This is a genomic window from Burkholderia reimsis (assembly GCF_003294055.1).
In the GTDB taxonomy this organism is placed as follows: domain Bacteria; phylum Pseudomonadota; class Gammaproteobacteria; order Burkholderiales; family Burkholderiaceae; genus Burkholderia; species Burkholderia cepacia.
This window is the reverse complement of record NZ_QMFZ01000001.1, coordinates 335,380-360,361: the sequence shown is the minus strand read 5'-3', so window position 1 is coordinate 360,361 and position 24,982 is coordinate 335,380. Positions and strand designations below refer to the sequence as shown.

Sequence of the window (24,982 nt, the reverse complement as noted above, 5' to 3'; positions counted from 1 at the left end):
GGCCTGCCTCACCACAAGTAGAACAGCGCGAAGATGAACACCCACACCAGGTCGACGAAGTGCCAGTACAGGCCGGCGATCTCGACGATCTGGAAGTTGCCGTGTTCGGCGAACCCCGGCTGCAGGATCTTGCGCGCGATCAGCAGCAGGTAGATCACGCCGCAGGTCACGTGAAAGCCGTGGAACCCGGTGATCGTGAAGAAGCACGCGCCGAACTGCGCCGCGCCCAGCGGATTGCCCCACGGGCGGATGCCTTCCCGGAAGATCAGGTTGCTCCATTCGAACGCCTGCAGCGACACGAAGGTGGCGCCCAGCAGCGCGGTCGCCAGCAGCAGCGCGGCGGCGGGCCTCGCGTTGCGCCGGTAGCCGAAGTTGACGGCCATCGCCATGGTGCCGCTGCTGCTGATCAGCGTGAACGTCATGATCGCAATCAGCAGCAACGGCACCTCCACGCCGCCGACGCTGAGCCCGAACACCTTCGCGGTATCGGGCCACGGCGCCGTGGTCGACATGCGCACCGTCATGTAGCCGATCAGGAAGCTGCTGAAGACGAAGGTGTCCGACAGCAGGAAGATCCACATCATCGCCTTGCCCCACGGCACCTTGAAGGCTTCGCGATCGGCCGACCAGTCCGTGACGATGCCGCGCCAGCCGTCGGGCCGGGCGTCGGCAGATGACGCATCGGCAGGCGGAGCCGCGGGCGAACCGGCGGCGGGTCCGGTGGGGGCCGTGGGCGCGGTCATGGCGCGGCTCCATACAGCGGCCCGCAGACGGCGGCGACGATCCCGGGGGTCAGCCACCACATCGCCGCCAGCAGCACGAGCCACACCGCGAGCAGGAAATGCCAGTAGAGCGCGCACAGATCGATGACCCGCCCGGCCCGGAACGGGTCCGCGCGCCGGAGCTGCGCGATCGTCACCGCCCACGCCGCCAGCCCGCCCAGCACATGCAGTCCGTGCAGGCCGGTGAGCAGGTAGAGGAAGCTGTTCGACGGATTGACCTCAACGGTCTGCCCGCCAGCCGACAGCAGGTGCCAGGCGGTCAGTTGCCCGGCCACGAACACGGCCGCCAGCACGCCGCCGCACACGAGCCACGCGGTGCGGTGCAAGGCCGGTTGCCGGGCTCGCTGCATGGCGACGCTGGCCAGCGCCAGCGCGCCGGTGTTCCACCACAGCAGCGCCGGATGCGGGATCGGCTGCCAGTCGGGCTCGCGCATGCGCATCGCATAGGCGAGCAGCAACAGCGAGAACAACGTCGTCGCAACCGCCATGAAGACGATCAGGCCGGTGCGCCCCGCATTCGGCAAGCCGGGTCGCGCGTCGTCAACGAAGGGGCGCGGCAGCGTGGTCATTCGTGGGCCTCGCCGGGGTGAAGCGCCGGGTGAGCCGGTTCAGGCACTGTCGCGGGCGGCTGGTTTTGCGGCGCGAAATCTTCCTCTTGCCCCGGCGGACTGTATTCGTATGCCCAGCGGTAGACGACGGGAAGCGCCGCGCCCCAGTTGCCGTGCGCGGGCGGCGTTTGCGGCGTCTGCCATTCCAGCGTGGTGGCCCGCCACGGGTTGCCGTCGGCGCGCCGGCCGTGCACGAGGCTCCACGCCAGGTTGAACAGGAACAGCAACTGCGCGGCCGCGACGATCAGCGCGACGACGGTGATGAACGTGTTGAGCGTCTGCGCCGAATGCGGGATGAAGCTGTAGCCCTGGTACGCGTAATACCGCCGCGGCATGCCGAGGATGCCGAGATAGTGCATCGGGAAGTAGATCGCATAGGTGCCGACGAAGGTGATCCAGAAGTGCGCGCGCCCGAGCGTGTCGTCGAGCATGCGGCCCGTCACCTTCGGGTACCAGTGGTAGAGGCCGCCGAACACCACCAGGATCGGCGACACGGCCATCACCATATGGAAGTGTGCGACCACGAAATACGTGTTCGACAGCGGGATGTCCACACTCACGTTGCCGAGGTAGAGCCCGGTCAGCCCGCCCAGCACGAAGGTGCTGATGAAGCCGATGGCGAACAGCATCGGCACGGTCAGGTGGATATCGCCGCGCCACAGCGTCAGCACCCAGTTGTAGACCTTGAGGGCGGTCGGCACGGCGATGATGAGCGTGGTGGTGGCGAAGAAGAAACCGAAATACGGATTCATGCCGGCGATGAACATGTGGTGCGCCCAGACCACGAAGCTCAGCGCGCCGATGATGACGATGGCCCACACCATCATCCGGTAGCCGAAGATGCTCTTGCGCGCGTGCGTGCTGATCAGGTCCGACGCGATGCCGAAGGCCGGCAGCGCGACGATGTAGACCTCCGGATGCCCGAAGAACCAGAACAGGTGCTGGAACAGCAGCGGGCTGCCGCCGGCATGCCTGAGCGTCTGCCCCATCGACACCACGGCCGGCACGAAGAAACTGGTGCCGAGCGTCCTGTCGAACAGCATCATCACCGCCGACACGAACAGCGCCGGAAACGCCAGCAGCGCCATGATGGTCGCGATGAAGATGCCCCAGACCGTGAGCGGCATGCGCATCAGCGTCATGCCGCGCGTGCGTGCCTGCAGCGTGGTGGTCACGTAATTCAGGCCGCCCATCGTCGCCGCGACGATGAAGATCGCCAGCGACACGAGCATCAGCACGATGCCCCATTCGACGCCCGGCGTGCCCGGCAGGATGGCCTGCGGCGGGTACAGCGTCCAGCCCGCGCCGGTCGGCCCGCCCGGCACGAAGAAGCTCGCCACCAGCACCAGCACGGCCAGCAGGTAGACCCAGTAGCTCAGCATGTTGAGAAACGGGAACACCATGTCGCGCGCGCCGAGCATCAGCGGGATCAGGTAGTTGCCGAAGCCGCCCAGGAACAGCGCCGTCAGCAGGTAGATCACCATGATCATCCCGTGCATCGTGACGAACTGGTAGTAGTGGTTCGCGTCGATGAACGCGAACTTGCCCGGGAAGCCGAGCTGCAGCCGCATCAGGTCGGACAATACGAGGCCGACCAGCCCGATCGCGATGGCCGTCATCGCATACTGCACCGCGATAACCTTGTGGTCCTGGCTCCAGACATAGCGGGTCCAGAAGCTCTGCGGGGCGTGGTCGCCGTGCGCGTAGGTCATGGTTTCTGCTCCGCTATTGCCTGGCCGCGGTACCGGCCGGAGGCGGCCCGCCTTGCGCCTCGATGTACGCCACCAGTGCGGACAGTTCCTGGTCGCTCAGGTCGAAGTGCGGCATGATCGGCGAGAACCCCTTCACGACCCGCGCCGCCGGATTGCGGATGAACGCGCGCAGATAGGCCTCGTCCACCTTCGCGGTGCTGCCGTCGGCCATCGTTTCGGTCTTGCCGTACAGGCCCTTCCAGGTCGGGCCCACGAGCGGGCTGCCGTCCACGGTATGGCAGGCGACGCAGCCCTTGGCCACCGCGAGCGTCTTGCCCAGTTCGGCGAGCGCGTGCGCGCTGCCGCCGGCAGCGGCGGGGGCTGCCTGCACGCGGGCGAGTTGCTGCCGCGCGAAGGTGGTCTGCTGCGCCAGCCAGCGCGAGAATGCGGCTTCGTCTTCCACGACCACCACGCCGCGCATGCCGGAGTGCCCGATCCCGCAGAGCTGCGCGCACAGGATGTCGTAGCGCCCTGCCCTGGTCGGCGTGAACCAGAAGGTGGTCACCATGCCCGGCACCATGTTCATCCGCGCCCGGAACGGCGGAACGTAGAAATCGTGCAGCACGTCGCGCGAGCGCGTCAGCACCTGGACCGGCCGGTTGAGCGGCAGGTGCACCTCGGGCGTCTCGATCAGGTAATTGTCACGGCCGTTGGGGTCGGCGGGGTTCAGGCCGAACGGGTTGTCGTTGCTGATGTAGCGCACGTCCGTCGTGCCCAGCTTGCCGCCGGGGCCCGCGAAACGGAAGCGCCATTGCCATTGCTGGCCGAGCACTTCCATCTGCAGCACGTTGCGCGGCGGCCGGATGTAGTCCGCGTAGACGAACAGCCCCGGCGCCAGCAACGCCGCCACGCCGATAGCGGTCAGGCCGATCAGCCACCATTCCAGCCGGCGGTTGTGCGGCTCGTAGGCCGCGCGATGCCCGCTGCGGTGGCGATAGCGCACCAGTGCGACGACGATGAACAGGTTGATGGCGACGAAGAATGCACCGGTGATGACGAGCGTGATCGTCAGCATGTCGTCCATGCGCACCCAGTTCGATGCGATCGGCGTGATCCACCACGGACTGGCAAAGTGAAACCCCACCGCCAACAGGATGATCAGGACCAGGGCAATCGCAAGGGCCATAGGCCGCCTCGCTGCATATCACTCGCCGGCGCCGCCGACGCCGGGTTCCGTGTCTCCCGCGAATGCCGGGTGGTCAGCCTCGGCGCGGCGGGAAACGCGATGTATCAGTCGTCCACGTTGTGCTTGCGCACTCGCTCGAGCCTGCCGTAGGTGATGGCCGCAACCACGCCGAACAACAGGTTGGCCAGCAACGGCCCGGCACCCCGCTCGGAGACGAACCACGGGAACACGGCCGTCATGACGTAGAAGTTCCACCCATACGCGACGATCCCGAACGCCAGCCCGATGGCGGCTTCCATGCCCACGCTCGAATCGAGGCGGAAAGGCGCCATGATCGCCGCGAGCATCACCCCCATGATCGCGCCGAGCACGTAGTGCAGCAGCAGCGCCATCGCGACGATTTCAAGGTTGAATTGCGTCATCTGGCCGAGCGCGCTGCGGCCCATCACCATCGCCGCGATCTTGTGCGTCGGTTGCCACGGGCTCGAGCCGAGCACGAGTGTCGACCAGACGAATTCCAGCGCGATCACCAGCGCACCGCCTGCGAGACCGGCCACGGCGGCGGCGACCCAGTCCGGCGTCCGACGCGCCCAATGGTGCGATTGCATGTGCAGTTCCATACGACCTCCTTGCCGACGCTTCGACGTCGGCGCTTCGGTTCCGAGGGCGTCACGCGCGTCGGGCCTGCGTCACTCGAGCGATCCGGAAGCAGGGTTGCGGGCGCAACGTGCGAACGCCCTTCTCCGCGCGCGGCCGTGCGTTCGACGAAATGCGTCGAAGAACCCGGGTATCGGGCAGGCCGGCTTGCTGTCGCGCGTCAGGGGAAGATCGGTGTCGTGGGCTCGGCGCCTTCCAGGTCCGCCGTCGGAAAATGTCTGGCGACCATCTCCTCGATTTCCTGCTCTCGCAATGCCGGCACATCGGCCATGATCAGGATCTGGCCTTCCTGTATGGCCTCGCGAAATCGCTGGAGTCGCGCGTTCGGCTCGGCGATGCCGATCATCGCGGCGGTCCACGCCCCGAAACCCGCTCCCGCCAGCGTCAACCCGACAACGGCGCCGCCCGCGATCACGAGTTCCGCCGGGGGAAATACCAGCGCGACGAGGCCGATCAGTGCACCCGCCGCGCCGCCAAGCGCGACGCCGCGCTCGAGCGCATGCACGACATCGCTGCTTTGCAGCAACGATGCTTCGGGCAACTGATCGAGTGTGACGCTGTGATCGGCGAGGACGTGGATATGGCGCCAGATGATACGTGCGCGCAATAGATCGTCGACGATGGCCTTGGCCATCTGCGTATCGGGTACGAGGAAATAAAGGCGTCTCATGTTGGCACCCCTTTGTGCCGTCAACTACTCTTTCCATTCTATGTCAGCAACGGCAACACAGTAGGTGCGCGCGGGCCAGTGCCGGTGCCGCATGCGAAGCCGTTCGGCACCGAGCGACGCTATCCGCGTTTGCGCAACGGCTCCAGCAAGTCGCGCAGGCCGTTGTGGTCGATTTCATGCATCAGCGCAAGCTGCCGGCCGATTTCGCCGCGCGGGAATCCTTCGCGAGCCAGCCAGTTGAGGTAAGGCCCGGGCAGGTCGGCAATGAGTCGGCCCTTGTACTTTCCAAAGGGCATGGTGACGGTGACGAGGTGTTCGAGATCTGGGGTCTGCATGCCGGTATTGTGCACGGCTTTCCGCTCCCGTCGCATGCCACGCTGACATCCGACGCGGCAAACCCTCCGGCGACAGCCTCGCGGAAACAGGCGCTGCAAACCGCCCGCGCCCCTTTTCCGGCCTGCTAGACTGGAATTCCCCCCTGCAAACGATGGAGGGAATCATGTTGTCCGTCTATGTCGTGAAGACCGGCGAGCAGTTCCTGTGCACCGCCGAGGATGGCGATATCGGCATGGCACCGGCGGTTGAGGATGCCACGTCGTTTCGTTCGTATGAGGAAGCGGAAATGGCGGCGCACCTGCATGCCGACCCCGGATACGAAATCGTCGCTGTTTGCGTGCTCAGACACTGACAGGGCGCCCGCTACCGGGCGCCCGTTTTGTCCGCCTCCGGAAACTGTTTCGTCACGCGCGCGGTCGTCGTTGAATCGCACAAGACCGGCATCGGCTGATCCACGCCTGCGCCGCCCGAACCACGCGACACATCCGACACCCGCCGGCCGCCGCGTCGAAGGCGGCGCGGCCGCCTAATCTCAAGCTCAAGCACCGGCAGCCGTCGCGTACGCCACGCATTGACGCGCGAGCACATCGGTCGGATCGACCAGCGTCGCACGCCCACCGTTCGGCGCGACATATTCGCGGCCCGGCAGCAGGATCGGAAGCTCGGTACAGCCGAGAACGATCACGTCGACGCCGTCGGCAATCAGTGCGTCGACGGCGGCGCCGATGTCCGCTTTGCACTGGCCGGTCGTAAAGCCGGCCTTCACACCCCGCTCTCCGTAGATCGCTTCCATCACGCGCGCCTGCAGTGCCGGCGCCGGCGCGACCTGTCGGAATCCATACGATTCGAGTGCCTTTTCGTATACGCCGCTTTCGATCGTGCCCGACGTTGCCAGCACGCCGACCTCGCGCAGCCCCGGATACGCATCACGCAAATGGGCGGCCGTCACGGTCAGCATGTTCACGATCGGAATGCCGAGGTGCGGTTGAACCCGCTCGACAAACGCATGCGCGGTATTGCATGGAATCGCGATGAGATCCGCCTCCCCGTCCTCGAGCCGCCTGCACGTCGCATACAGCGAGATCGTGGGGTCGGTACCGTCACCGACGAGGTTCGCCGTCCGGTCCGGGATCTGCGGATTCTGTTCGACCAGCAGCTTGATGTGCTCCTGGTCGCGCGAAGCCGGCGTGTTTCGAACGATCTTGTCCAGGAAGTCCACCGTCGCGGCCGGCCCGACGCCACCGACGACCCCGATCTTGAATACCGGTGCACGGGCCGCGCATCGGGTCGAAACCGCGTACTGCGCATACGCGAGATTCGAATCGATCAGCGGTATCCGCAGCGGCCCGATTTCGTCCGCCACGAGCGCGATCTCCGTCAGCCCCGGAACGATGACCTGCGCGCCCTGGTCCGCCAGATCCCCGCATGCGTCGCGAAGCAGCTCGACCGGCCGGCCGCGAAGATTGCCGCGTTTGATGCCGTCCGCCCCGTAAATCGCCTCGGTGACGGGATCGACATCGCCGCGCGGCCGCGGATGGACGATCTCGAACTGCGGCGCCGGGAAATACCGTTCGAACAGCCCGTCGGCCCGCACATGGTCCGAAGCCAGCACGCCGATGCGTATGGCGCCGGGATACGTGCGCTGCACGTGGCTGCGAACGGCTTCGACGATGTCCACGATCGGCAGGCGCGTATTGGCCTTCAGTTCGTCGATGAAGGTGTGGCTCAGGAAGCACGGCAGCACCACGGTCGTCACGCCGCGTTTCTCGAACGCGCGGATCATGTCGAACACGTACAGCTTGCGCGCCGTCGTCGCCGCGCTGCCCGAACCCGAACCCCTGAACGGGTGCTGCTCGAAAATCAGGTCGACGTGATCCTCGTCGGACGACGCGGGCGTCGCCCTCACCAGCTTGAAGAACACGTCGGCGCTTCCCAGCGGCCCGAGGCCGCCGACCACGCCGAACGTCCGTCCCGTACCCGCGATGTCCCGGTGCATCATGCGTTCAGCTCCCGCGGATCGAACGCGGCGCTGTCCGGCTGCGCGGCGCGCGCGCCCTCCCACTTCGCGATCACGGCCGTCGCCACGCTGTTGCCGATCACGTTCGTCATCGTGCGGCCCATGTCGAGTATCTGGTCGATCGCCAGGATCATGGCCACGCCGGCGGCCGGCAAATGGAACATCGGCGCGACGGCCGCGACGACGACCACCGATCCGCGCGGCACGCTCGCCATGCCCTTGCTGCTCAACATCAGGATCAGCAGCATGAACACCTGCTGCGAAAGCGGCATGTGGACGCCGAACGCCTGTGCGATGAAGAGGGCCGCAAACGCCTGATACATCATCGAGCCGTCCAGGTTGAATGCATAACCGAGCGGCAGCGTGAAACCGACGACCTTCTTGTCGACTCCGAACTTCTCGAGCTGCTCGGTCAGGCGCGGATACGCCGCTTCGCTGCTGGCGGTCGAAAACGCGATCAACGCGGGTTCGCGCACGGCCTTCAGCAACGCGCCGACGCGCTGCCCGAGGAACAGGTATCCGACGCCGATCAGGATCGTCCAGAGGACGAGCAGCCCGAGATAAAACGCGCCGATCAGCTTGCCGTACGTGTAGATCACGTCGAGCCCGCGCAGCGCGACGGACGACGCGATCGCACCGAAGACACCGAGCGGCGCCGCGCGCATCACGTAGTTCGTCAGGCGCAACATCACCGGCACCATGCCGTCGATCGACCGGATGACGATGCCGACACGCGGATCGTGCTTCAGCGCGCTCAGCGCGATGCCGAGAAAGACGGAGAAAACGAGAATCTGCAGGATGTCGTTGCGCGCCATCGCGTCGAGCAGGCTGGTCGGAAACGCATGCGTGATCACGTCCCTGGCGTTCAGTGCCGCGGTATTCAGGCCGAGGTTGGCCTCGCCCGCGGCTTCCGTCAGGTTCAGGCCGGCGCCGGGCTGCAACGCGTTGGCCATGACGAGGCCGAGGCCCAGCGAAACCAGCGATGCGCAGACGAACCACGCAACCGAGCGCAGGCCGATGCGCCCGACGTCTTCGCCGCTGTCCATGCCGGCCAGGCCGGAAACGAGCGTCACGAACACCAGCGGCGCAATGATCATCTTGATCAGCCGAAGAAAGATGTCCGTCACGATCGAGAAGTACCCCGCGACCGTCTTGAGCGTGCCCGGGTCCGCGATGCTCGTGTGACACGCATAGCCGGCGGCGACGCCGAGGACCATGCCGATTGCGATGCTTAAGGTAAGCCGATTTTTCATGTCCATCCGTCCTTGGGTGAGGCCCGACCGCCGGCAGGCGAGACGGGCCGCGCGACGCGAGCCGCGCGTCACATTTGCCGTTGGAACGAATGGTAGGGACGGCCGAACAGACCATGATGCCGGTACATCATGGCGGTATGCGAGACTCGCATAAGGCGGGAAAACCCTAGCCGCGCCGCGACGGTTCGGCGCGCAGATGCTGCCAGAGCGTCTCCAGGAACTCGCTGCGATTGGACGCGTCGCGATAGACGCGCAGCTCGATTTCGAGGTTCCATGCCGCCGGCCCGGCCGGCACGAGTTCGCCGGCCGCCAGCTCGGCGGCGATCGCACTCCGCGGCAGCCACGCCACGCCTTCGCCTTCCATCACGAGCTTTTTCAGCACTTCGGCCATGTCGGATTCATAGTGCAGCTGCAACGCCGGCGCAACCGCGGCGCGATCGAGCAGCAACGCGAGGCAGCGCCCGAAGTAGCTGGTGTCCGTATAGGAGATCAGCGGCAGCGGGTGCTGCTTCGTTCCGGGAAGGCGAAATGCGGGCGCCGACCGGCGGTTGGGCCGGCAGGCCGGCATCAACGTGTCGAGGCCGACCGTCACGTGTTCGTACCTGACCGGGTCCAGATGGAGCGGCAGCTCCGGATGGTGATAGGCGAACATCAGCTCGCAGTTGCCGTTGACGAGCATCAGGATCGAATCGTGGACATTCGTCGGAACGACGCGTGCCCGCACCTCGCCGAAATGCGGCGCAAGCGCCTTGAGCCAGGACGGCAGGAAATTCAGCGCGATCGTATGGCCCGCCGCGATCTGCAGGCTCTTGCCCGCGATGCGCTGCTCGGTGCGGATGATCGCGCGTGTGTCGAACAGGCGGCTGAGGACGTCTTCCGCCGTCTCGCGAAACAGCCGCCCTGCCGGCGTCAGTACCGGCGGGAAACTGCTGCGGTCGATCAGTTCGGCGCCGATCCATTGCTCGAGCGACTGGATGCGACGGCTGAAGCCCGACTGCGTGACGTTGCGGAACTCCGCCGCCCGGGAAAAGCTTTGATATTGAGCGAGGGCGATGAAATCCTCGATCCACTTGATTTCCATGTTTGCCTTGGAGGTCTGCAACCGGATCGACTTGCTGCCGACCGGGGGCACGGCGCCGATTGACCGGGCACATCGTGATGGAACGCACGGCGGTCGTCATGCCGACGATCGCCGCGGAACGCGCGAAAGACATGGACAGGGTACAGGATCGGGAAACCCGGCGGTCGTAAGCTCCGCGTTCGGTCCGCGCCGGCTGTCCCGGTTCGCCATGATCGACGCGGAGCGCGACGGCAGCGGAGCCAGCAGCGGCTGCCGCGCGCGACCAGCGTTGATCATCATGGCGACGATACGGCCGCGAGGGATGCGGCCGCGAGCCGGCCGCCTTCGCCGGTAGTGCTCGCGGCCCCCACCCGCTACTTCTGCAGCAGGATCTCCACGCGTCGATTGCTCGCCCGCCCTTCGGCGGTCTCGTTGGAGCCCACCGGATCGGCGTCCCCCTTTCCGGTGGCCGTCACGGAATCCGCGTTCACGCCATGCTCGCGCAAATACGACCCGACCGCCTCCGCGCGGCGCATCGACAGCGCCAGATTGTGCGCATCCGAGCCGACCGAGTCGGTATAGCCGGTCACCTTCACCAACGAGAAATGCCGGTCCGCCTGACGGCTCAGCAATGCGTCGAGCGAAGCGCGCGCGGCGGGCGTCAGCGTTGCGGAGTCGGTCGCGAAATACGTGTCTCCTGTCAGGCTGACCTTTTCCGCGGCGGCCGGTGCCGCCGCCACCGGCGCCGGAAGCGGCGCAGGTGCCGCGCCGCACTGGAACTCGATCGATCGCGGATCCGCGCCGTCGCGGAACGGCGCCTCCGAATCGACCCGCCGAACCGGCTGCGTGTCGCACATGCGCGTCGCGACCTTCATGCAGGTCTTTTCGCTCGACAGGATGCCGTGACAATCGACGCGAAACGTCCGCACGCCGTTTCTCGGCTGCAGTTCGTATGCATTGAACGTCGGCCCGGACGCGCTCGAGCAGGCGGCCAGGGAGGCCACGGACACGAGCAGGGCAAGAGAGGTTTTCTTCACTGATTCACTCCCGAAAATCGGTTCGATATCGCGCATGCGGCGCGGCAGTGCGGCCGCATGCGGATGCGTTCTCGTTCAGCGCGAACCGTTCCGGCGCTGCATGCCGGAACGGTTCGATGCGCAAGGATCACTTCCACTGATACAACATACCCGCGCCGACCACGCGCTGACTGCCGGCGAAACCGCCGTTCAGCGTCGCCTTCAGGTTCTCCGTGAGGCGCGCCTGCATGCCGACGGCCATCGCCTTCTGGCCGAGGAAGCTCGCCGTACCGACCCCCATCGCAAAGTTCGAGTCGCGGTCCATGTGCGGGATCGACGCCATCGCGGCCGTCGCGGCAATCCCGTCGCGCGCCATCGAATCGGTCTGCTGGATCTGCTGCTGCATCTGCGTGAGCTGGTTGTTGACCGTGTTCAGCGATTGCGTGAACTGGTTCGATACCGCGTTCAGCTGGTTCACGTTCACCGCGTCGGTGCCCTGCGTGCCGGCCGCGACGTTGACGACCTGGCGCGCCGACTCCGCCGAGCCGACCGCGACGACGTTCGAGCGCCCGCCGTCGTTGCTGCCCGTGCCGATCGCGGTCGACCCGTTGCCCGTTGCGGTCGAGCCGACGCCGATCGCGGTCGATCCGTTGCCGGACGCCAGCGACCCGTTGCCGACCGCCGTGCTGTTCGAGCCCGAGGCGACCGCGCCCGAGCCGCCCGCCGACGAATTCGGCCCCGTCGAGCCCGGCGGCACGTTCGTGCCGGCCGGGTTCGTCGTGTACGACCCGCCGAGGTTGGACGTGCGCTGGGTGATCAGCGTCGTCAACTGGTTGGCGACCGAGTCGAGCTGCGACACGTTGACCGCGTCGGTGCCGCTCTTGCCGGCCGCGAGGCCGGTGATCTGCCGGTTGCCGATGTTGACTTCGCCGGCCGACGACTGCGGACTGCTCAGGCCGTATGCGATGTAGTTCGCCTGCGCGCCGACGGTGGTCAGCGAACCCGAACCGAGCGCGATGCTGTTCGCGAGCGTCGCCGACGCCCCGGCCCCGAATGCGAGCGCATCGGTTGCCGTGGCGTGCGCGCCCGAGCCGAGCGCGACGCTGCCGACGCTCGCCGCGACCGCATTGGCGCCCTGCGCGACCGACTGCGCGCCGGTGGCCGTCGCGCCGCTGCCGAGCGCCATCGCATCGGCCTGCGCGGCGCTTGCCGCCTGGCCGATCGCGACGCCGCCCGGCGCGGTGGCATCGACGATCGCACCGTTGCCGATCCCCACGCCGTTGTCGCCGTTGACCACCGTCGTCGGGCCGACCGCGACCGACTCCGCGCCGACCGCGAGCGAATCGACGGCCGTCGAGTTCGCGTGGAAGTACTTCGTGGTCGTGACCGCGAACGACTGCAGCGCGCCGGCCAGCTGCCGCACGGTCACCGCGTCCTGCTGGCCGGTGCCGTCCGCGACGTTGGTGATCTGGCGATACGTCTTGCTCGTCGCGTCGCCGACCGATACCGCGCCCAGCAGCGTCTGGTCGGTCGTGTTGAACGGAATCGACGCGCTGCCGTTGCGGATGGTCCCCGACGCCGGCACCGTCGCGCGATCGGACACCGACCCGGCGCCGAGCGCGATGCTGCCGTCCACCTTCGCGACCGCGTTCGGGCCGATCGCGACGCTGTCGAGCCCGAGCGCCTGGCTGTCCGGCGCCGTGGAGTTCGCGTGGAAATACTTGATGCCGTGCGCGTTGATGTTGTCGATCGCCGAACCGACGTTGTTGTTGACCGTCGTCGACCCGTCGCTGTTGTACGTCACGTACGAAGGCGCGGAGATCGTGCCGGTCGTCGGGTCGTAGGTGGCCCCGCCGCCGATCGCGCCGGCCGTGCTGTTGCCGAGGTTGGTGTTGTTCGACGCGATCGAGCTGAGGCCGGTCGACAGCGAACCGATGCCCGTCGACGTCGCGGTGGACAGCGACGTCAGGTTGCTGTTCGTGCTCGACAGGCCGGTGGACAGCGAGCCGACGGTCGTCGAGGTCGACGTCGACAGCGACGAAATCGAGCTGGTCGTCGAGCTGAGGCCGGTGGACAACGAGCCGATGCTCGTCGACGTCGCGGTGGACAGCGACGTCACGGTGCTGTTGGTCGTGCTCAGGCCGGTGGACAGCGAAGCGACGCCGGTCGAGGTCGACGTCGACAGCGACGTGACCGCGCTGTTGGTCGAACTCAGGCCGGTGGACAGCGAGCTGATGCCCGTCGACGTCGAGGTCGACAGCGACGTGACCGTGCTATTCGTCGAGCTCAGGCCGGTGGACAACGAGCTGATGCCGGTCGACGTCGACGTGGACAGCGACGTGACCGCGCTGTTCGTCGAACTCAGGCCAGTGGACAACGAGCTGATGCCCGTCGACGTCGAAGTCGACAGCGACGTAACCGTGCTGTTCGTCGAACTCAGGCCGGTGGACAGCGAGCCGATGCCCGTCGACGTCGAAGTCGACAGCGAAGCCACCGAGCTGTTGGTCGAACTCAGGCCGGTCGAAGTCGACGTGGACAGTGAAGAAATCGCGCTGTTGGCCGACGACAGGCCGGTCGACGTGGACGTCGACAATGACGTCACGGTGCTGTTGGTCGAACTCAAGCCCGTCGACAACGAGGTAATGCCGGTCGACGTCGACGTGGACAACGACGTGATCGCGCTGTTGGCCGACGACAGGCCGGTCGATGTGGAGGTCGACAATGACGTCACCGAGCTATTGGTCGAACTCAAGCCCGTGGACAACGAGGTAATGCCGGTCGATGTCGACGTGGACAACGACGAAATCGCGCTGTTGGCCGACGACAACCCGGTCGACGTGGACGTCGACAACGAAGTCACCGAGCTGTTGGTCGAACTCAAGCCCGTGGACAGCGAGGTTATGCCGGTCGACGTCGACGTGGACAACGACGTGATCGCGCTGTTGGCCGACGACAACCCGGTCGACGTGGACGTCGACAACGAAGTCACCGAGCTGTTGGTCGAACTCAAGCCCGTGGATAGCGAGGTAATGCCGGTCGATGTCGACGTGGACAGCGACGAAATCGCGCTGTTGGCCGACGACAAGCCGGTCGACGTGGACGTCGACAACGAAGTCACCGAACTATTGGTCGAACTCAACCCCGTCGACAGCGAGCCGATCCCGGTCGACAACGACGACACCCCCGTCGACAACGAACTGACGCTCGACGCGGTCGACGTCGACAGCGAATTCACCGCCTGGTTCGTCGCATCGAGCTGCGACCCGTTGATCGCATCCGTGCTCGCCGAATTGATGCGCCCGGCCGCGACGTTGGTGATCTGGCGCTCGGTGCCCGCCGCACCGACGCTGACGACGCTGGTCGGGTTGGTGCCGTTGAAGTTGTAGGTGACGCCGCCAATCACCGCGCTCGCCGTCGGATTCGGCGCGGCCGTCGTCGACCCGGAACCGAGCGCGACGTCGTTTGCATTGTTCGCCACGGCCGACGCGCCGAACGCCACCGCACCGGCTGCCGCTGCCGTCGACGTATTGCCGAGCGCGAGCGAGCCCGTGCCCTGCGCGATGTTCGAATTGCCGATCGCAACCGCGCCGTCGCCGTTCGCGGTGTTGTTCGACCCCATCGTGACCGCGCCGGTGCCGATCGCGGTGCTCGGGTCGCCGATCGCCACCGCGCCGTTGCCGCTGACCGTCTGCCCCAGGCCGAGCGCGACCGCCCCGACGCCGCTCAACACCTTCGAACTGTTGCCGCCTGCGATCGACCCCGCGCCTGCCGCGGCCGCGATCGAGTTGCTGTCGCCGATCGCCACGGTGGACGCCGCGGCCGCGACACTGTTGATGCCGATGGCCGTCGCATTCGTGGCCGACGCCGTCGCCCCCGAGCCCAGGGCCGTCGCCGAGACGCCGCTGCCGAGCGCGAGATTGCCGAGCGCGACCGCGAATTGCTGGGTCGCGGTCGACTGTACGCCTGCCGCAATCGAACTGACGCCCGATGCGTTCGCGCTCAAGCCGAGCGCCATCGCCTGATTGGCCGCGGCCGTCGTGGCTGAACCCAATGCAATCGAACTGGTGCCGAGCGACTGCGTGCCCGAGCCCGGTACGCCGGCCGTCCCGCCCCAGCCGATCGCGATCGACGTCGCGCCCTTCGCGCCGCTGTTGACACCCATCGCGATCGAGGAATTGCCGGTCGTCAACGCACCGCTGCCCACCGCCACGCCGGCTGCGCCGGAACTCGTCGACTGGTTGCCGAGCGCAATCGCGCCCTGATTGGTCGCCTGCGACGAATAACCGAGCGCAACGCCGCCGATGCCCGACGAAACCGCACCGAGTCCAAGCGCAACCGCATACTGACCCGATGCCGTTGCATTGTTCCCGAGGCCGACGGCGGACGTGCCGTTCGCGGTCGCGCCACTGCCGATCGCCACCGTGCCCGTCTGCGTCGCCTGCGCCGAATTACCGACGGCAACCGAATATGCGCCCGAACCGATCGCCTGCACGCCGAGCGATGCGCTGTTGACGCCGGTCGCCTGCGCGTTGATGCCGACGGCCGTCGAACCGTCCGCCATCGCATGTGCGCCCGGACCCAGCGCCGTGGCAGAAACGCCCGCGGCCGTCGACAGGTTGCCCAGCGCGGTCGAGTTCTGCTGCGCGGCACTCGACCCGACGCCGATCGAGATCGACGTCACGCCGCCGGTCGCGGACCCGCCGTCCGGCGCGTATTGCGCGTGCGCCCCCGCATGGAACAACGCAAGATACGTGGACGCCATCAACACGGCCAGCCGTCGCGGCGACGGCGCCGAAAGCAGGCCCGCGCGTCGCGCGGCGCCCTCGTTCGCCGCATGCTCGCGCGGGCCGCTCGCCGACGCGACACGCTTGCCGCGCGCACGGTCAAGCTCGGAAGCCGCGACCCAGGCCCCCAGTGCTTCGTTCCAGATCGACTTGAACGACTTGTTCATCTTGTGTTCCCTCGGTTCTCATGTGCTGGATGACGCGGCAGCAAACGCGACGGCAGGCGATGACGCGCCGGTCTGCCTCCTCGTCCGTGCCGCGACGCTTCGCGCTTCACTTTGGATAGCTAACTAAACGATCGAACAACACTGCTCGGTAATCGCGATCGCGCGGGCGATCGCACGACTGCACGCCGTACGCGTGCATCGGCACGCGGCGCGGCGGCATTCGCCGGTTATCGGTTCATCGAAGCCGATGTCGCGCGAAAGACGGCGGCGCGCGACCCCGCGCATCGCGAATCCGCGTGCGCGTGCCGTCGCGCCGAGCCGGCGGCGACCTCGAATGTCATGGGAAGGCGTCGTTCAGACGCCGGATGGACGGATGCCGCCCCGTACCTCGGGACGGCCCGTCACGATTCATTCAGGAGGAGGATGACGCCGAGTGGTCCCCGGGTATGAAGCATGCGCACCCGGTTCGCTCGAACCGGTGCGTTGACCTGCCATGCCTGTCGCATTCATGTTTTTCGTGCCCGCCTGATTCGAGAACGCGCTGCGCGATCGCACCCGGACGGATCAGGCCGCCGGGCTGCGCACGCAGCCGCTCACTCTCTCCGCCGGCAGTCAAACGCCTTTCCGGATTTCCGGAAATAGCGCCTGACTTGCCGAACGCCCCCGCATCGATTTAATCGGTCGAATTTTCTTGACGATTTTTCTGGTCGATGCGTCACACCCTGACCAACCTCACAATCTTTCCGCTTGTCTTTTATACGTACTCGTTCGGAAAATTATGAAATTTGTATTACCCTCGTGCCAATTTTCTTGTCCGTCGTCGCATTCTCACATCCTGAGAATTGCCATCATTCGATGTCACATTCGATATCGCGTCATCCGAATATGGCAGCGGCAGGAATCCTTGCAAAACCGTTCCCCTCGAAGAACCGATTCCAACCGCGCCGGGGCTAGTGTGCGGTCATCCATTCAAACGCATCTTTTCTCGAGCGGAAAAAAGCTTTTCCCGAGCGGACGGCATTCACATTCATACATTCACGCCCGAAATACGGTTTTCACCAAGATAAATCTTGACCACCCCGCAAAAAGACATTAATCGGGCGGGCGTCGATTCAGCGCATCCATTTCCCACTGAAACGCATCGTCTCTCGACACAACTCGCTCGAATTCATTCTGCGGGCCAATTCGATTCAGCAATCGATAAAATCCGGAAATAAAGACCGATATTAAAATGCAATTCGGCATGTTTTTCCACTCCGATTCCATTCGGCGGAGCGCCGGTGCCGAAATCGCGCAGCGCCCCGCCGGATATGCCCACACGGGCCGCACGGAATCCTCACAATCGGTACTGTTGTCGACATATAATTTTTCGCAACAATCGCGCTGAAAGCGAAGCTTTCAATCCGACCGACCACCCTTCCACCGCGTCCGCCACCATGTCATCCCGCTCGTCCAGCCCGGCGTCGCTTCGCTCCACGCCGGATCTCGCCGACGCCCATATTCTTGTCGTCGACGATCGCCCGAACGACCTGCGGCTCCTGACCGAAATCCTGCGTGCCGCGCGGTGCCGGATCAGCGTCGCGTTCGACGGGCTGCAGGCGTATCACCGCGCCCAGGCGATCGCACCCGACCTGATCCTGATGGATGTCCGCATGCCGCGCATGGACGGCTTCGCCGCGTGCCGGCTGCTGGCGTCGACGCCGTCGACGCAGTCCATCCCGGTCATCATCCTCACGGCCGCGGGCGATCTCGAGGATCGCATCGCGGGGCTCGAAACCGGCGCGATCGACTACATCGTCAAGCCGTTCGAGCCGACCGAAGTGCTGGCCCGGATCCGCAACCACCTGAAGCGCGCGCGGCGCAGCCAGCCGTTCGCGCACCTGCCCGAGATGCCCGACAACCCGGAGGCGGCCCTCGTGCGCGCGGCGGCCGAGGTCCTGCTGCGCGACCTGCGCCATCCGCCGGCGCTCGAGGATCTCGCCCGGCAGGTCGGCACCCACGAAAAGCGGCTGTCGCGCGTGTTCCGCGACCAGCTCGGCCAGACCGTGTTCGAGTACCTGCGCGATACGCGCCTGCGCGCCGCGATGCATTTCCTCGCGGAGACGTCGATGGGGATCGGCGACATCGCCGAGGAAATCGGCTTTTCCACGCCCGGCAATTTCGCGACGGCGTTCCGCGAACGCTTCGGCATCACGCCGTCCGACTGGCGGCGCCAGCGCCATGCGGTCAACGCGCCGCCCACACCCGGCGGGCATCATCCCGATGTGTAGTCGCGGCGCGGCGTGGGCAGCCGGATGGCGCGCGGTGCTGCTGCTTCTGATCGCACTGGCCGTCACCTGCGCGACGGCCCGCGCGGCAGCGACGCCGAACCCCGCGCAACTGGAAGCCGTGTCGGTGTTCGAGGACACGAGCACGACGATGACCGCCGCACAGGTCGCGGCGCACGTTGCCGATCGTCCGCACGATGCGGCCACGACGACCGCGCCCTCGTTCAACATCGCGTTTTCGCGGTCGGCATGGTGGGTCAGCGCGACGCTGACCAACCGCGACAGCGCCGCTCGGCCGCTGGTGCTGGCGATTCGCGATGCGCGCGTCGACCATGCCGACTTCCATGTCGGCCGGAACGGCCGGTGGACGCTCGACAGCCGCTTCCCGGCGGCCGATGCCGGCGGCGATACGGCCGGCCCCCCGTCGCGCTACCCGGAACTCGACGTCACGCTGCCTGCCGGCGCAAGCATCCCCGTGCTGATCCGCGTCACGTCGCGCAAGGAGATGCGGCTCGCGCCGGCGGCATTCACCCGCGCGGCATGGGATGCGCTGGAACGGCGCGCGACGATGTGGGACTTCGGTTTCTTCGGCGGGCTGCTCGCGCTCGTGTGGTGCGCGCTGCTGATCGGGTTCTTTTCGCGCAGCGGCGTGTTCTACGTACTGGCCGGGCTGGCGCTGGGCACGACGCTGTTCGAGGCGGCCTACCGCGGTTATACGGCGATGGCGCTGCCGCCCGCGCTGCGCGAGTGGTCGGCACGCGGCGAAATCATCTTCGTGTACCTCGCGATCGCCTGCTTCATCCTCTTCATCCTGACGGTCGCCCGGCGCGAGCAGGCCAGGCTGCCGTTGCGCGTGGTCTACATGGCATTCCTCGCGCTCGAGTTCGTCGGCGTGGCCGGCGCCGCTTTCGGCGACCTGCTGACCTTCACGTGGTTCTGCCTGCGGCTGAACGCGGCGCTGGGGATCGTCAACATCAGCCTCGCGCTGTGGCTCGCCATCCGCCGCACGCCGACCGGCCGCGTGATGCTGATCGCGATCGCGTTCGCCACCTTCAACATGCTGATCCGCGTGCTCGACGGCATCGACGCGTTGCCGCCGGTGCTGTCCTGGCTCAAGTCCGACATCTATCCGAACCCCGTCATCGCGATCGTCGGGCTTGCCACGCACCTGCTGGTGCTGGCCGCGTGGATTCATCACGTGGGCCGCCAGCGCACCGAAGCACGCAAGCGGCTCGAACACTGGCAGCTCACCGAACAGGATCGCCTGCGCGACGAAGTCGCACGGCGCACGCTCGCGCTCAACGACGCGCTCCAGCAGGTCACGACGCACATGCAGCAGAAGATCGAGACGCTCGGCTACGTCAGCCACGACCTGCGCGCGCCGCTATCGACGATCAACGGCTACGCGAAGCTGCTGCTGCAAGGCGCGACGCGCGGGCAGGCGCGGCTGATCCGCTCGATCGACCGCAGCATCCGTTACCAGCTCACGCTGATCGACGAACTCCTTGCGTTCACGAAAGCCGAGCTGCAGCCGCTCGGCGTGTCGCCGGACACGACCGACCTGCCCGGTCTGCTCGACGACATCGGCCACTATGCGCTCGCGCTGTGCGCGCAGCAGGACAACCGGTTCGTGTACCGGCCGGCCAGCCCGCTGCCGCGCACGATGTCGATCGACGGGATGCGGCTGCAGCAGGTGCTGCTGAACCTGCTGTCCAACGCATCGAAGTTCACGCGCGACGGCACGGTCACGCTGTCGGTGCATGCGTCGCGCGAAGGCGACGCATGGCGCCTGCTGTTCGAGGTCGCCGATACGGGCATTGGCATCGACATCAGCGGCACCCGCGACATCTTTCGCGCGTACCAGCAGGTGCAGGCCGTCAACGGCGGCACCGGGCTCGGCCTGTTCATCGCACAGCGCATCGTCGGTGCGATGGGTGGCGAGCTGGCCGTCGCGAGCCAGCCCGGCGTCGGCACGTCGTTCTCGTTCGCGATCGTCGCGCCGGCCGTCGGGCACGTGCTCGTGCCGGCATCGGAGCTCGTGCGGCGGTTTCATGCGGCGGACGAGGTCGTGCCGGGCGGCACCGCGCCCGCGATGGGCTGCCCGCCCGACGATGCACTCGACGCGCTGATCCGGCTCGCCGGCAACGGGCAGCTCACCGATATCGAGGAATGGCTCGGCCAGTACGCGGACGAACCGGATTACGCGGCCTTCGTGCAGGCGGTGCGCGAGCATCTCGATACGCTGGACCTGCATGCGATCGAGAAGCTGGCCGGTACGCTGAAACGTGCGCGCCACGCGGCGACGGACGACGCGGAGACGGACGCGGCCGGGCCGGCCTGATCGCGCGGGCGGGACACCGCCGGCACCGCGTCAGGCCCGCGTTCCGGGTTCCGCCGCACCGAACGTCGAGCCCGCGACGCGATCGCTTCGCCAGCCGTCCCCCCGCTCGCGCTTGCCGATACGCGCCCCGTCGAGCACCCGGCACGCACACGTTTGCGCGCCGCGCCGCGCCCACTTGCGTTGCATCCAGGCCTCGATTTCCGCGACGACCTGCCGTTAACCCGGGTTTCAGCGCAGCCCGGTTCATCGCGCCGGGCCTCCCCTGCGAGCGCCAGCATGTCCGCATCCACCTCCATCGAGAAAATCGCCGACTGGGCGGGACGAAACCATCTTGTCGTCGGCGCGCTGGGCACACTGATGTCGTTCGCGGCGATCGGCATCAGCGCGGCCACGCTCTGGGCCACGAGAAGCGAAGTCGTCGAGCACGCGCACGAAACCTCGCGCAACGTCGCCGCCGTGCTGGTCAGCGAGATCGCGCGGACCGTCGAAACGTCCAACAACGCGCTGATCGCACTCTCCGCCGATCTCGGCAAGCCGGCGGTGCGACGCATGGACGCCGGGCTGCGGCACGACCTGCTGTTCCAGCGCGCGGCCGCGCAATACGTGACGGGGATGGGTGTGACGGACCGCGAAGGCCAGCTGATCGACGCGTGCTGCGGCCCGTCGCACCACTGGAACTTCGGCGATCGCGACTATTTCAAGGTCCATCGCGACTCGCCGAACGTCGGCCTTTACGTGTCGGAGGCCTATCGTGCGCGCTCGCGCGGCGGCACGGAATCGATCGCGCTCTCGCGGCGCATCGAACGACCGGACCACACGTTCAACGGCATCGCGGTGGTCGCGATCGATCTCGCCTATTTCGATCAGCTGCTGTCCCGGCTGGACGTCGGGCCGCACGGCATCAGCGCGATCGTGCGCGCGGACGGCACCATCCTCGCCCGCAACCCGTCGCTGAACGATCACCAGATGATCCGCCTGCGCCGCTCGAAAGCCTTCGATCGCATGCTGAACCAGGATTCGGGCTTTTATGCGGCGTATTCGCGCATCGACGGAACGCTGCGGCTCTATACGTTCCAGCGGGTGCCCGGCACACCGCTGATCGCCGTCGTCGCGCCGGCCGAAGCCGACGTGCTGGCCGGTTTCATCCGGATGTCGTGGTCGGTCGGCGTGTCGGCGTCGCTCCTCTGCGCGCTCTTCTGCGCGGTCGTCTGGCTGCTCGCGTTCGCGTTGCGGGACAACCTTCGCAAGCAGACGCTGCTCACCGACCTCACGCGCACCGATCCGCTGACCGGCCTGCACAACCGCCGCGCGCTCGACGTCGCGCTGGCCGACGAATGGGAACGGCTCCAGCGCGGCCACGACGGCAGCCTGTCGGTGCTGTTCATCGATGCCGACCACTTCAAGCAATACAACGACCGATACGGGCATGCACGCGGCGACACGGCGCTCCGGTTCCTCGCCGCATGCATCCGTACCCATACGCAGCGGCGCGGCGATTTCGCCGCGCGTTACGGCGGCGAAGAGTTCGTCGCGGTGCTGCCCGACACCGACGAACGCGGCGCCGCGAAGGTCGCGGAGGCGATTCGCCGCGAGGTCGAACGCAACCGGCTCGACGGGTTTGCGGAACCCGTTCCGCCGTTCACCGTCAGCATCGGCTGCGCGACCGGCCATCGCGCACGCCCCGCCTCCGTGCACGCGCTGTCGCATCAGGCGGACATGGCGCTGTACCGTGCGAAGCGGGAAGGCAGAAACCGGGTGTGTTGCGCGGAAACGGAGCCGCTCGCGCGCTCGGCATGACGGCCATGGGGCGAGTCGAGGTTCCCGGCCGCGGGTTGCATACACACGATTGTCCCGGGCCACTGTCCCGTCACGTGTCGTGGCGGCAACAGGGATCGTCAGTCAATAACGAAGCCGCCGGACTTTCCATCCATACGCATGGCCGGCGCGTAGCGGCACGCCGCCAAATATCCGTCTCGGGCGCGAAAAAATGGCATCCGCGATGTTCAGTATCGGGAATTAACCAGATAGTGGGAATTTTCGCGCACGGAGCACGACACGCAACAAATCCTTAACGGCCGCGTAACGAATCGTCACCACAATTCGCCATCTTTGACCATCAGGATGGAGTCTTGCATGTTTGCGTCACGAAGCCGTTTCCCGCTGCATGTCGCCGCGCTGTCGAGTGCGATCGTTCTCGCCGCGTGCGGCGGCGGCGACGATGTCGCCTCGACCACCCCGACCAGCGCGGCCATGCCGGCGCCGCCGGCCGACCCCGGTTTCGTCGACAGCGCGCCGGTTCCGAGCGTGCCCGCCTTCGTCGACAACGTCGCGACCAACCAGCGCGGCGACGCGCGTTACGCCACGCTGTCGACGAACGCCGCGGTACGCGTGGTCAGCCGCTTCCTCGACCTGTGGCAGCCGGCGACGATGCTCGTCGATGCGGGCGTGAGCGCGCCGGCCAACGGCGCGTTTCCGGCCATTTCGCCGTCGACCTGCACGGGGCTGCCCGGCAACGGCACGCCGTGCGGCACGATCCTGAACGACGCGGTGCTGCAGGCGAACGTGCAATACGTGGTCAACGCGACGACCGCACGCACGCCGCAGCAAGCCGACGCCGCGTACTATGACGACCGGCGCGGCAAGGGCTACAGCGTGACCGACGGCATGGGGCCGCTCACCTCGGCATGGCGCACCGCCGCGCAGCAGACGACCAGCATCACCAGCGTGCCGGCCGACGCGACGACCGTCCTGTACAACGACACGGGCAACAACGTGGGTGTGGGCGGCAGCGCGAACGCGAGCTTCGGGAAGGTCGTCGACCTGCTCAACGAGATGGGCAACAACGCGTCGACCGAACCCGCGAAACGCTTCTACAAGTATGCGCGGCCGTACCGCTGGAGCACGAGCGTCGTCGTCGCCCCCACGCTCGTGCCGGCGGAAAGCACGACGCCCGCGACCGACGGCGGGTTCATCAGCGGCCACCAGGCAGAAGCGATGCGCGACGCCGTGACGATGGCGTGGCTCGTGCCGGAGCGCTACCAGGAAATGGTCAGCCGCGGCCTCGAACTCGGCGAGAACCGCATCCTCGCCGGCATGCACTCGCCGCTCGACGTGATCGGCGGACGCATGCTCGCGCTGGCGATCAGCGCGGCCAATCTCGCGGCCTACGCGAACGACGCGCAGGCCGCCTACGGGCAGGCGCACCAGACGCTGCAGCAACTCACCGGCACGACCGATTCGACGTTCCCGGCATTCGCGCGCTCGGGCACGACGGCGACCGACCGCTTCGCCGATTACGCGACGAACAAGGCGGCCTTCGCGCGCCGCATGACCTACGGCTTCGGCGCGCTCGACGCGACCGGTGCGCCGCCGGTCGTGCCGAAGGGGGCGGAGATCCTGCTGCAGACGCGTTTCCCGTACCTGGGTGCGGATCAGCGGCGCGTCGTGCTGAAGACCACCGAGCTGCCGTCCGGCTACCCGGTGATGGACGACGCGGAAGGCTGGGGCCGGCTGAACCTGTTCGCCGCCGCCGACGGTTACGGCGCATTCAACGGCAACGTGATTGTCGCGATGGATGCGTCGAAGGGCGGCCTCAACGCCGCCGACCTGTGGCGCAACGACATCACGGGCACCGGCAAGCTGACGCTGCAAGGCAGCGGCGCGCTGACGCTGGCGGGCAACAACAGCTACACGGGCGGCACGCAGGTCAGCGGCGGCACGCTCGCCGCGGCGTCCGCGACGGCGTTCGGCAACGGCGACGTGTATGTCGGCGCCGGCGGCGGCATCCGGATCGCGGCGGGTGCGCCCGTCACGATCGCGACGCGCTATACGCAGCTCGACAACACGACGCTCGAACTCGACATCGACGGCAACGGCGGCGGCCGCCTGCGCGTGGGCGGCGCGTTCACCGTCGCGGGCGGCACGCTGCACGTGAAGTTCGTGAACGGTTATGCGCCGAAGGCCGGCGACACCATCGCACTGATCGACGCGGCAGCGGGCGCGGCGAAATTCGCGACGGTGACCGTCGACGGCTTCAAGGCGACGCCGGTCTATACGGCGACGGGCGTGTCGATCGTGCTGTCGGCGGCGTAACCGGCACCGCGATCGATCCGCGCGACGTCGCCTCCGACCGGCGGCGACGTCCATG

The 24,982-nt window shown here is 67.0% G+C and carries 17 protein-coding genes; 5 read left to right on the top strand and 12 right to left on the bottom strand.

The window, feature by feature from the left end; all coding sequences use genetic code 11:
• Positions 1-8 precede the first annotated feature (8 nt).
• The 7 genes from DPV79_RS01545 to DPV79_RS01515 form a co-directional block, all read right to left on the bottom strand.
• On the bottom strand, positions 9-743 hold the full coding sequence (locus tag DPV79_RS01545) for a heme-copper oxidase subunit III family protein (RefSeq protein ID WP_113044584.1): 735 nt from the start codon (positions 741-743) through the stop codon (positions 9-11).
• Complete coding sequence (locus tag DPV79_RS01540) at positions 740-1,351, bottom strand: cytochrome c oxidase subunit 3 (protein ID WP_113044583.1); 612 nt, start codon at positions 1,349-1,351, stop codon at positions 740-742. The genes DPV79_RS01545 and DPV79_RS01540 overlap by 4 nt, the downstream gene beginning before the upstream one ends.
• The gene (ctaD, locus tag DPV79_RS01535) at positions 1,348-3,102 is read right to left on the bottom strand and encodes a cytochrome c oxidase subunit I (protein WP_113044582.1); all 1,755 of its coding nucleotides are present in this window, start codon (positions 3,100-3,102) and stop codon (positions 1,348-1,350) included. Before ctaD ends, DPV79_RS01540 begins: the two co-directional genes overlap by 4 nt.
• Positions 3,103-3,115: 13 nt before the next feature.
• Positions 3,116-4,267: a c-type cytochrome gene (locus DPV79_RS01530; protein WP_113044581.1), complete on the bottom strand. Its 1,152-nt coding sequence runs from the start codon at positions 4,265-4,267 to the stop codon at positions 3,116-3,118.
• A gap of 104 nt (positions 4,268-4,371) precedes the next feature.
• A complete protein-coding gene (locus DPV79_RS01525; RefSeq protein ID WP_021156553.1) occupies positions 4,372-4,887 on the bottom strand; it encodes a hypothetical protein in 516 nt (171 codons plus the stop codon).
• Between the two features lie 197 nt (positions 4,888-5,084).
• Complete coding sequence (locus tag DPV79_RS01520; protein ID WP_027792800.1) at positions 5,085-5,594, bottom strand: hypothetical protein; 510 nt, start codon at positions 5,592-5,594, stop codon at positions 5,085-5,087.
• A 119-nt stretch (positions 5,595-5,713) separates the two neighbouring features.
• On the bottom strand, positions 5,714-5,929 hold the full coding sequence (locus tag DPV79_RS01515; RefSeq protein ID WP_027792801.1) for a DUF3820 family protein: 216 nt from the start codon (positions 5,927-5,929) through the stop codon (positions 5,714-5,716).
• A 164-nt stretch (positions 5,930-6,093) separates the two neighbouring features.
• Between DPV79_RS01515 and DPV79_RS01510 the strand changes: the two genes are divergently transcribed.
• Complete coding sequence (locus DPV79_RS01510; protein ID WP_021156550.1) at positions 6,094-6,282, top strand: hypothetical protein; 189 nt, start codon at positions 6,094-6,096, stop codon at positions 6,280-6,282.
• Positions 6,283-6,468: 186 nt separating this feature from the next.
• Here the strand turns inward: DPV79_RS01510 and cuyB are convergent, their stop codons facing one another.
• The 5 genes from cuyB to DPV79_RS01485 form a co-directional block, all read right to left on the bottom strand.
• Entirely contained in the window at positions 6,469-7,926 is a 1,458-nt protein-coding gene (cuyB, locus tag DPV79_RS01505; protein WP_113044714.1) for a cysteate racemase, read from the bottom strand.
• On the bottom strand, positions 7,926-9,200 hold the full coding sequence (locus tag DPV79_RS01500) for a dicarboxylate/amino acid:cation symporter (protein WP_113044713.1): 1,275 nt from the start codon (positions 9,198-9,200) through the stop codon (positions 7,926-7,928). The genes cuyB and DPV79_RS01500 overlap by 1 nt, the downstream gene beginning before the upstream one ends.
• Positions 9,201-9,366: 166 nt before the next feature.
• Positions 9,367-10,281, bottom strand: a complete 915-nt coding sequence (locus DPV79_RS01495) for a LysR substrate-binding domain-containing protein (protein ID WP_059492872.1) — start codon at positions 10,279-10,281, stop codon at positions 9,367-9,369.
• Between the two features lie 353 nt (positions 10,282-10,634).
• Entirely contained in the window at positions 10,635-11,297 is a 663-nt protein-coding gene (locus tag DPV79_RS01490) for an OmpA family protein (protein ID WP_113044712.1), read from the bottom strand.
• 127 nt (positions 11,298-11,424) lie between these two features.
• Positions 11,425-16,227: a YadA-like family protein gene (locus DPV79_RS01485; RefSeq protein ID WP_113044580.1), complete on the bottom strand. Its 4,803-nt coding sequence runs from the start codon at positions 16,225-16,227 to the stop codon at positions 11,425-11,427.
• Between the two features lie 1,436 nt (positions 16,228-17,663).
• Here DPV79_RS01485 and DPV79_RS01480 point away from each other — a divergent pair.
• The 4 genes from DPV79_RS01480 (at position 17,664) to DPV79_RS01465 (ending at position 24,927) form a co-directional block, all read left to right on the top strand.
• A complete protein-coding gene (locus DPV79_RS01480; RefSeq protein WP_059485554.1) occupies positions 17,664-18,497 on the top strand; it encodes a response regulator transcription factor in 834 nt (277 codons plus the stop codon).
• Positions 18,490-20,835: a sensor histidine kinase gene (locus DPV79_RS01475; protein WP_113044579.1), complete on the top strand. Its 2,346-nt coding sequence runs from the start codon at positions 18,490-18,492 to the stop codon at positions 20,833-20,835. Before DPV79_RS01480 ends, DPV79_RS01475 begins: the two co-directional genes overlap by 8 nt.
• A 276-nt stretch (positions 20,836-21,111) precedes the next feature.
• Complete coding sequence (locus DPV79_RS01470; protein WP_113044578.1) at positions 21,112-22,632, top strand: sensor domain-containing diguanylate cyclase; 1,521 nt, start codon at positions 21,112-21,114, stop codon at positions 22,630-22,632.
• A 336-nt stretch (positions 22,633-22,968) separates the two neighbouring features.
• Positions 22,969-24,927: a phosphatase PAP2 family protein gene (locus DPV79_RS01465; protein ID WP_113044577.1), complete on the top strand. Its 1,959-nt coding sequence runs from the start codon at positions 22,969-22,971 to the stop codon at positions 24,925-24,927.
• Positions 24,928-24,982 lie beyond the last annotated feature (55 nt).

Bases quoted from the DNA above. Each gene is read 5' to 3' on its own strand.
- DPV79_RS01545 (WP_113044584.1), bottom strand. From the start codon at position 743: ATGACCGCGCCCACGGCCCCCACCGGACCCGCCGCCGGTTCGCCCGCG.
- DPV79_RS01540 (WP_113044583.1), bottom strand. From the start codon at position 1,351: ATGACCACGCTGCCGCGCCCCTTCGTTGACGACGCGCGACCCGGCTTG.
- ctaD (WP_113044582.1), bottom strand. From the start codon at position 3,102: ATGACCTACGCGCACGGCGACCACGCCCCGCAGAGCTTCTGGACCCGC.
- DPV79_RS01530 (WP_113044581.1), bottom strand. From the start codon at position 4,267: ATGGCCCTTGCGATTGCCCTGGTCCTGATCATCCTGTTGGCGGTGGGG.
- DPV79_RS01525 (WP_021156553.1), bottom strand. From the start codon at position 4,887: ATGGAACTGCACATGCAATCGCACCATTGGGCGCGTCGGACGCCGGAC.
- DPV79_RS01520 (WP_027792800.1), bottom strand. From the start codon at position 5,594: ATGAGACGCCTTTATTTCCTCGTACCCGATACGCAGATGGCCAAGGCC.
- DPV79_RS01515 (WP_027792801.1), bottom strand. From the start codon at position 5,929: ATGCAGACCCCAGATCTCGAACACCTCGTCACCGTCACCATGCCCTTT.
- DPV79_RS01510 (WP_021156550.1), top strand. From the start codon at position 6,094: ATGTTGTCCGTCTATGTCGTGAAGACCGGCGAGCAGTTCCTGTGCACC.
- cuyB (WP_113044714.1), bottom strand. From the start codon at position 7,926: ATGCACCGGGACATCGCGGGTACGGGACGGACGTTCGGCGTGGTCGGC.
- DPV79_RS01500 (WP_113044713.1), bottom strand. From the start codon at position 9,200: ATGAAAAATCGGCTTACCTTAAGCATCGCAATCGGCATGGTCCTCGGC.
- DPV79_RS01495 (WP_059492872.1), bottom strand. From the start codon at position 10,281: ATGGAAATCAAGTGGATCGAGGATTTCATCGCCCTCGCTCAATATCAA.
- DPV79_RS01485 (WP_113044580.1), bottom strand. From the start codon at position 16,227: ATGAACAAGTCGTTCAAGTCGATCTGGAACGAAGCACTGGGGGCCTGG.
- DPV79_RS01480 (WP_059485554.1), top strand. From the start codon at position 17,664: ATGTCATCCCGCTCGTCCAGCCCGGCGTCGCTTCGCTCCACGCCGGAT.
- DPV79_RS01475 (WP_113044579.1), top strand. From the start codon at position 18,490: ATGTGTAGTCGCGGCGCGGCGTGGGCAGCCGGATGGCGCGCGGTGCTG.
- DPV79_RS01470 (WP_113044578.1), top strand. From the start codon at position 21,112: ATGTCCGCATCCACCTCCATCGAGAAAATCGCCGACTGGGCGGGACGA.
- DPV79_RS01465 (WP_113044577.1), top strand. From the start codon at position 22,969: ATGTTTGCGTCACGAAGCCGTTTCCCGCTGCATGTCGCCGCGCTGTCG.